The organism is Lacticaseibacillus songhuajiangensis, assembly GCF_003946025.1.
Classification (GTDB): Bacteria; Bacillota; Bacilli; order Lactobacillales; family Lactobacillaceae; genus Lacticaseibacillus; species Lacticaseibacillus songhuajiangensis.
This window is the reverse complement of the sequence record NZ_RHNR01000070.1, coordinates 1-7,516: the sequence shown is the minus strand read 5'-3', so window position 1 is coordinate 7,516 and position 7,516 is coordinate 1. Positions and strand designations below refer to the sequence as shown.

Below are 7,516 nucleotides of genomic sequence, written 5' to 3'. Positions count from 1 at the left end.
ATGATTGTTTGGAGACAGGACGGCCGTATTTGCCGTCGTGGCTTCACACAATCATCTCGGGAGCGCGGAGTTGACGCTGCTCTTGCGTCAACTCCGCCAGCGGAAGACCGCGATAGCGGGCTGAAGCGGTCCCCGCCCGACGTAGTTCCCGGAGCGTAGCCCAAGCGCACCACCACCGGAGTTGCCGACCCCACCGCCTTGCGGCGGTATGAAAACAGCTTAAAGTGCAGGTCGCACCCTTGCGGGCACGGACTTACGCTGACGGACAGCATTATTGCGGCGTTCCTTGACCAAGAGCATCGGCTTCGCGCTGCTTCAGCTTCTTCATGGTACGGACGTAACTGGCAATCAACACGGAAACGGAACCGATCCACGCAAGCGGGTTGGCCATCGATGCGCCCATGAAGCCAAGCAGTGGCACCAGCCCAAGCCCGGTCACAATCCGCATGATTAGTTCGAAGATTCCAGCCAGCGTCGGCACCATCGTCTGGCCCAGCCCCTGCAGTGCGTAACGCACCGTAAACAGGATAGCCAGGAACCAGTACATGCTGGAGTTAAAGTGGAAGTAGGTTTGCGCCAGGTTGGTAACGGCCGGCTGGTTCGGGCCGATGAAGATGTTCACGAGCGGCTTACCGAAGAGGATGATCAGCGCGCCAAGCACGGCGGAAATGCTGCAGTTGAGCCACAGCGTCTGCTTAATTCCCTTGCGGATACGGCCGAATTGCCGAGCACCCAAATTTTGCGCGCAGTAGGTGGCCATAGTGACCCCAAAACTGGAGGCCGGCATCGTCGCCAGTTGGTCGATGCGCCCAGCCGCGGTGTATGCTGCGACGGCCGTTGTTCCCAGGGTGTTGAGCATGACCTGGATAATGACCGCCCCAATGGCGATGATGGACATCTGGAAACCCATCGGCAGACCGAGTTTCAGCTGCAAGGTGATTTCCTTCATGTCGATGTGCATGTCCTTGCGGCGTACCTGCAGTTCCGGAATATGGCGGTAGATGTACCACACACAGCAGATGGAGCTGAAGACCTGCGCCGTGACGGTTGCCCACCCGGCACCGGCAACGCCCATGTGCAGGTGCAGAATAAATAGAAAGTCGAGCGCGATGTTCACGATGCACGCGATGATGAGGAAAATCAGCGGCGTGCGCGAATCCCCGAGCGCCCGAATCTGGTTACTCAACATGTTAAAGGCCATTGCCGCGCCAAAACCCAGGAAGATGACCCGCACGAAGGCCGCGGATCCGTTAATGATACTAGCCGGGGTCTGCATGATGCGCAGTAGCGGCATTGTGCCGAGCACCGCCAATACCGTGATGATTAATGTGAGCACCAGCGAAATCCAGATACTAGCAGCAAAAGAGCGCTTGCCCCCCTTCATGTCCCGCGCACCGAATGCCTGCGCCGTTGGGATTGCTAAACCGGAGCTAGTCCCCTGTGCAAACCCGATGACAAGAAAGGTGAGGCTCCCAGTCGCCCCGACAGACGCCAGCGCGTTCACCCCGATGAAGCGGCCCACGAAGAGCGCGTCCATGAAACTATAGAGTTGCTGGAACACGTTCCCAATTAACAACGGAATCGTGAACAGAATAATGAGTTTAAGCGGCTTCCCGCTCGCCATCGAATGCATGCCAATACCCCTTTTCTTGGAACTAAAATTTTGCTTATGCCAACTACCGGTTCGCCTTTGTTAATGCCGGCTGTGCTATGATTAGGCTAACTTGGTGTTTAAGGAGATATATTAATGCCCACTACACAATCACGCCGCGCCCGGTCAACGGGTCGCATCACGAAGCGGCAACCGGCCGGCCGCAGCGGCCATCCGGGTCAGCGGCGCTTTGCCGCCTTCATGCTGACCATTGTCGCCATTATCGGTATCGGCATCGCCGGTCTGAAGGCGACGGCGCTGAACGAAAACTACACAACCCAAACGTTAACCACCGGTGAAAACCTCACGGCCATCGAGACGCAGGTGCAAAAGGCTGCTGGTAGCAGTCTCACTGACATCCCCGGCGCCAGCACCCTCGTGTCCCGCACCATTAGTGCGGACACAACCAAGGCGCTGACCACTGCGACCATTAGTAGCATCTACAACAACACGTCCGCGCAGATTGACTTCACCACCATGGATAAAGAAGTCAAGTCGGCCATCAGCAGTAGCACCGGCATGAGCAGCACCGTCGGTAGTGCTATTGCTAGCTCTATTCTGCCCACCCTGCATGACTACTTCAACAAGCAGCTCAGTAACGCCACGCTCAGTGTCCGCAGTGAATACCAAACCGTCGCAACGACCGTCCAGTCTGCAATTCTGCCGCTGGTCGTCATTGCCGTCATCCTCGCAATCTGGATGCTCGTCGCCGCTGGCGGTTTGGGCCGCTTCCTGCACGGCATCGGTTGGGTGGCCTTGCTCGCTGGCTTGCTCGGCGCCGTCGCAACGCAGCTGGCATCCAAGTTGCCGAACTTAGATACTCTGAGCAGCAACGTGCAGGAACTCGAACCCGTCATCAAGTCCTACATCGCCGACGTGGTTAACCACATCAGTGGCTACTACCTCATCGCGGCGGCAGCAGGCCTCGTCGTCCTGCTCGTCACCATTCCGTGGCGCAAGCGTTAATCGCAATTCATGAAGATTCCCATTCGGGAGTCTTTTTATTTTGCCCGCATGCGCAGTACCGGGCGACCGGCTAGTGGCTGCAAGTCGCGGTGGTTATCACCCGGGAAATAATGCTGGTACGTACTAAGCTGCTCGGCACTCATCGTCACCTTACCCAACGCCACGTACCAAGCCACCCCCTCCTGCACAGGCGGCGTGGTCAGCGATCCCCAATAGTGCAAGTAATCGCTGTCCGGCAAGAGCGGTGCCAGCGAAATCGGGTAGGCGGTGTCGCCGGTGCCAATGGCCGTCAGAATCTCGGCAAAAGTCGGGTTCGCTGCGCCAATACTCATGGGCACGGCCACCACGGCATTCTCGCCATCGGCATACTGGTGAACGAAATGGGCTTCAAAAGGTGCCCGCACACCGTCAATGACGTGTTCCCCGCCGCAATGAAAGTGCAACTGCTGGAACTGCGCCTCGCGGCCATCAAGCAGCACACTGCCATCACCACTTAGAGTTGCCGTTTTATCACTCAGCTGCAACTCGAAGCCGCGCATTGCAAAATGCGGCTGCTGCCAATAACTGAGCGTCGCCGCTGTATCCAGCGCCACCGGTGATTCCCAGGGCGCTTGTGCATGCGGCCAACTCGCCTGATGTTCGTAATCAAATTCCATTTATTCCACCCACTCACAGATTTTGCATTATGGCTTCATTATACGGGAACGAGCCAGGTTCGGCGGGATATTTTGTCCGGAATTCTGGTACAAATTCAGATGATTGTCGGTACATTAATGCCGTGCGTCTCACCAAAATCCGCCGCTACCGTTAGCATATTTTCAGAAAGATGCCGATAAACTTGACGGATTTTGCAAATACACCTTATGCTTGTAGCTGCACTGCCTAAAAAATGGAAATTCGTCATCATTTAATACGTACAGGAGGTATCATGGGTAACCGCAGCAAGCAACTGTTTCTGCTCACATACGGCATCATCGCGAGTCTCATTCTCGGCAGCATCACCGGCGGCTTCTACCTATTGCAGGGCTGGCTCATTGAACTGGTGTGGCCGGGTAACACTTTTCGGCCGATCTTCAACGCCGTTTGGTTATTGCTCGTCGGTCTGCTGATTTTTGCCACCCAGCGTACTACGGGCCAGCTGCCGAAGAGCCTCGGCCGCATTCGCGCCGATCTTGCCAATACCGGCCATTCAAGCTACCGTTACGTCCTTCTGCAGATGGTGGTGCCCGCCATCATGTTGACGAGCGGAACGAGCCTGGGTCCCGAAGCCACACTGGTCAGTTCCACGGTGCTCTACGGCATTTGGCTGAGCGAAAAATTGCGCTACCTAGAACGCCATTACCAATATATCCTCACCGCCCCGCGCGACGAACGCCTGCGCATTCTGCTGACCCCGCACCGCTTTCTTGAGCGCCGACCAGCGGCGGAAAAAGGCGGCTTCTGGACACCGCAACTGGTCACGTTCTTCCTGACGGGCTGCCTCGCCTTCTACTTAACTTGTAAATGGGGCGGCGAGCCGTCCGTCATCGTCCGGATCGGCACCTCATTCTGGCAAGGTCGCGACCTGCTCTGGTTGCTGCCACTCATGGCTGGCGCATACTTATTGGGCAACATCTACCGTCTGCTCATGGTCGGTCTGCGCAAAATTCTGCTCGGCCGGGTAACGCGCACTTGGGGATTGCTGATTATCGGCGGTATCGCGATTTACCTAGTCAGCCTCTTCTTCCCCAAACTCATGTTCTCCGGCATGCACAACTTCGTACTGCTCGCCGGATCCTGGCAAGGTAAGTCGGCGGGGTTCCTGTTCCTGCGGTCCGCACTCAAGCTCGCACTGTTAACCATCTGCCTAAATACCGGCTGGCTCGGCGGTGACATCTTCCCCGTACTTTTTGCCAGCACCATTCAGGGTATTGCCATCAGCCAATTCTTGCCGCAAGTCGACCCCATTTTCCTGATTGGCGTTGTCGCCATCAGCATGGGGAGCGCCATCCTAGAATCACCACTCGTTGCGGGTGGCGTGATGATTGTTTTCTTCCTTCCGCTTAATCTTAGCGGCATCGGTTTACTCATCACGGGCATCCTACTCCTGCTGGAACACGGACGCAAGAACGCCCGACCGCACCTGCAAACTTTTGCCAAGCGCATCGCCATGCAACTCGATGTGTAACAAAAAAGGACTTCGGCCGCTTGGGCTGAGGTCCTCTTTTTGTCTGCTTTGGTTTAGTTGCCGTAGCGCTCATATGCGCAAAAGTAGCTGTAGCCCATTTGTTGTGCACGAGCTAGGCTTACGGCTTGTGCGGCACCGTAGCGCTGCAGTCCGCGACAATTGGGATTCTTGTGGTAACGTCCCGGAATGCGGGCACTCACGTAGACCGTCTCTGACTGTCCCGTTTGTGGTACCGGCTTGTAGTCGTATGAGCGACCACCACCAGTGCGGTAGCCGTTAGTCACGCGCGAGCTAGAACTGGCACTCGGTGCGCGGTAGCTGCTACTAGACGCTGCCGGTGCCGAGTAACTACTTGAGCTAGAAGCGACAACCGAACTACTAGATGCAGACGTGGTGTCGGCTTCCTCAGTGTCGTCAGTATCTTCGTCAAGCGTATCGTCTTCATCGCTGGTCGTATCAGACGACTCGTCGGTGTAGTCAGTGTCTTCTTCCGAGTCGTCGTAGTAATCGGAATCATCGTCTGATTCGTCGTCACTTTCGTCAGCTGAAGATGCGACCTCGGTTTGACTGCTTGTATCGTATGCACCGCTAGCGGAGCCAATACCAAGAATCACGATGAAGATGAATAAACTCACACCAATAATTGTTCGTGAGTTCTTCGTGCTAAATGCTGCGCTGATAAATGCAATGATTAAAGCAAAAATTGCAACAATCGTGAATGTAATGTACATAACCCAATCCTCCATGTTGATTAAATAAGCATAGAGTATTAATTCTACAGAAGCGGCCGCCACGCGGCTACCGCAAACGTAAAAAGCGCAAATTCTGTCATTAGAATTTGCGCTTTTTGCAATTGTATTAACACTAAGCAAGCTACGAATGACGCTTAGACGCTGGCACCCCCACCACCGGAGCTGCCACCGCCGAAACCACCGCCACCGCCGCCGAAGCCGCCGCCCCCACCAAAGCCACCGAAGCCGCCAAATGGGTCGTCGTCATCATTGTCGTTCCAATCATTCGGATCATCGCGGAAGTAACGTGACCGGCCGCCACCGCCAAGCAAGTTGCCCAGCAGCAGCCAGGTCCAGAAGCTACCGCCACCGCCACCATTGCCGCCGCGTCCGGAGCCGCCATTGTTGCCCAGCAATACCGTGATTATAATCACAACGACAACCGCAATGACCGCGATTTTGATAATCAGGCTCAACCAACTACTGCCACGAGTGCCGCGGCCGCGATATTGATTGTAGTCGGCCGTGCTGACCTGGCTGGGTGCGTCTTTGAATTTGTAGTGTTTATCGACCATCGTGGTTACGGCCTTAAACACCTTCCGCAATGCGGCATTATTTTTCGCCTTATTGCTAGATTTAATACCACTCAAGTTATCATTCAAAATACGACCGGACACAGAATCCGTGAGGTAATCCTCAGCGCCGTAACCAACTTCAATGCGCATGTTGCGCTTACCGTTGTTGAGCGCGTACAGAATCAGAATCCCGTTGTCCTTGCCTTTTTGGCCAATGCCCCACTTGCTGAAGAGGTCCGGAGCATAGCTGTCGATGTCATCGCCACCGGTTGACTTAATCGCCGCCAGCACCACCTGCGGTTTCTGTGAGGTGGACTGGTAATAGCGGTTTTTGCTTTCAACAAGCGACTTGGTCGAATCGTCCAGCAGGTTAATGCCGTCATAGTAATCTGCGTCTGGTTGCGCCGGCATGCTGGCCGCACTAGCAGAGGCAGAATTGAAGCCCAAAACAAGCAAAATTGCGGCCGCTGCCGCAATGAGGTATGCGCGCAAATGACGCATAAGATCGCCTACTTCCCGCTATCGGTATCCAAATCTACAGTTGGTGCCTTGGCCGCATTGGCGTCCGCCTTAAAGTAATCCTTCTTGCCCATACCCATGGCGTTCGCAAACATGTTCTTCGGGAAGGTCACAACGCTCTGGTTGTAGCTCTCCACGGCTTCATTGTAACGCTTGCGCTCAACGGCAATCCGGTTTTCGCTGCCTTCAAGCTGCGTCATGAGTGTCTGCACTTGCGCGTTGCTCTTCAGATCTGGGTAGTCTTCCTTAATCACAGTAATCAGTGTGCCCACAGAAGAGTTCAACTTGGCGTTCGCGTTGGCTTTTTCCTTGGTCGTGTTGGCCTTCGTGTAACTGCTCCGTGCATCCGCGATAGCACCGAAGACCTTCTGTTCCTGCTTCATGCTGCCCTTAACGGCGCTGACCAGGTTTGGAATCAGGTCATAGCGCCGTTGCATGACGTTCTCAACCTGGCTCCACTTGGCGTCCACGTTCTGATCTGCCTTCGCCAAGGAGTTGTAGGTGCCAACGCCCATCAGGGCAAGGACAACAACCACGGCCGTAATCACAATCCCAGTAATGGCGCCGGTACTTAATTTTTTGTTCATTCAAAACAGCTCCTTCTCATATTCATATCTATATTGTATATGAGTGCCGTAGGTAAAAATCAGCCTTTGGACCTAATTACAAAGAAAACGTTACGAAGTCGCGGAAGCTGTCCGTCAGCGATAGCGTTTCAGTGACGAAGTCACGCTGGGCCTCTTTGGTGTTTTCATGACGCCGTTAGGCGGTGGAGTCGGCAACTCCGGTGGTGGTGCGCTTGGGCTACGCTCCGTGACCGACACGTTACCGAGTGGGGACAGTACGACTAACGATTGCGCGACGGGTACAAGTCAGATTGACCTCAATTAGAGATTGAAATCACGGT

At 54.9% G+C, this 7,516-nt stretch carries 7 protein-coding genes; 2 read left to right on the top strand and 5 right to left on the bottom strand.

From position 1 onward, the window contains the following. Positions 1 to 271: 271 nt before the first annotated feature. Complete coding sequence (locus tag EKM97_RS11530) at positions 272 to 1,633, bottom strand: MATE family efflux transporter (RefSeq protein ID WP_125572532.1); 1,362 nt, start codon at positions 1,631 to 1,633, stop codon at positions 272 to 274. Positions 1,634 to 1,747: 114 nt separating this feature from the next. On the opposite strand from EKM97_RS11530, the gene EKM97_RS11525 reads away from it, so the two are divergent. After that, positions 1,748 to 2,617: a hypothetical protein gene (locus tag EKM97_RS11525; RefSeq protein WP_125572531.1), complete on the top strand. Its 870-nt coding sequence runs from the start codon at positions 1,748 to 1,750 to the stop codon at positions 2,615 to 2,617. 35 nt (positions 2,618 to 2,652) lie between these two features. Here EKM97_RS11525 and EKM97_RS11520 read toward each other — a convergent pair whose 3' ends face one another. Continuing rightward, positions 2,653 to 3,273 carry a carbonic anhydrase family protein gene (locus EKM97_RS11520; protein WP_125572530.1) on the bottom strand — a complete coding sequence of 207 codons (621 nt, stop codon included), beginning with the start codon at positions 3,271 to 3,273 and terminating at the stop codon, positions 2,653 to 2,655. A 272-nt stretch (positions 3,274 to 3,545) separates the two neighbouring features. On the opposite strand from EKM97_RS11520, the gene EKM97_RS11515 reads away from it, so the two are divergent. After that, a complete protein-coding gene (locus EKM97_RS11515) occupies positions 3,546 to 4,784 on the top strand; it encodes a chloride channel protein (RefSeq protein ID WP_125572529.1) in 1,239 nt (412 codons plus the stop codon). 53 nt (positions 4,785 to 4,837) lie between these two features. On the opposite strand, the gene EKM97_RS11510 is transcribed toward EKM97_RS11515, so the two are convergent. The 3 genes from EKM97_RS11510 to EKM97_RS11500 all read right to left on the bottom strand — a co-directional run bounded on the left by EKM97_RS11510 (position 4,838) and on the right by EKM97_RS11500 (position 7,196). Next, on the bottom strand, positions 4,838 to 5,515 hold the full coding sequence (locus EKM97_RS11510) for a hypothetical protein (RefSeq protein ID WP_125572528.1): 678 nt from the start codon (positions 5,513 to 5,515) through the stop codon (positions 4,838 to 4,840). 155 nt (positions 5,516 to 5,670) lie between these two features. Beyond that, a complete protein-coding gene (locus EKM97_RS11505) occupies positions 5,671 to 6,591 on the bottom strand; it encodes a TPM domain-containing protein (protein WP_125572527.1) in 921 nt (306 codons plus the stop codon). An 8-nt stretch (positions 6,592 to 6,599) separates the two neighbouring features. Continuing rightward, on the bottom strand, positions 6,600 to 7,196 hold the full coding sequence (locus tag EKM97_RS11500) for a LemA family protein (protein ID WP_125572526.1): 597 nt from the start codon (positions 7,194 to 7,196) through the stop codon (positions 6,600 to 6,602). Positions 7,197 to 7,516 lie beyond the last annotated feature (320 nt).

Bases quoted from the DNA above. Each gene is read 5' to 3' on its own strand.
- EKM97_RS11530 (WP_125572532.1), bottom strand. From the start codon at position 1,633: ATGCATTCGATGGCGAGCGGGAAGCCGCTTAAACTCATTATTCTGTTC.
- EKM97_RS11525 (WP_125572531.1), top strand. From the start codon at position 1,748: ATGCCCACTACACAATCACGCCGCGCCCGGTCAACGGGTCGCATCACG.
- EKM97_RS11520 (WP_125572530.1), bottom strand. From the start codon at position 3,273: ATGGAATTTGATTACGAACATCAGGCGAGTTGGCCGCATGCACAAGCG.
- EKM97_RS11515 (WP_125572529.1), top strand. From the start codon at position 3,546: ATGGGTAACCGCAGCAAGCAACTGTTTCTGCTCACATACGGCATCATC.
- EKM97_RS11510 (WP_125572528.1), bottom strand. From the start codon at position 5,515: ATGTACATTACATTCACGATTGTTGCAATTTTTGCTTTAATCATTGCA.
- EKM97_RS11505 (WP_125572527.1), bottom strand. From the start codon at position 6,591: ATGCGTCATTTGCGCGCATACCTCATTGCGGCAGCGGCCGCAATTTTG.
- EKM97_RS11500 (WP_125572526.1), bottom strand. From the start codon at position 7,196: ATGAACAAAAAATTAAGTACCGGCGCCATTACTGGGATTGTGATTACG.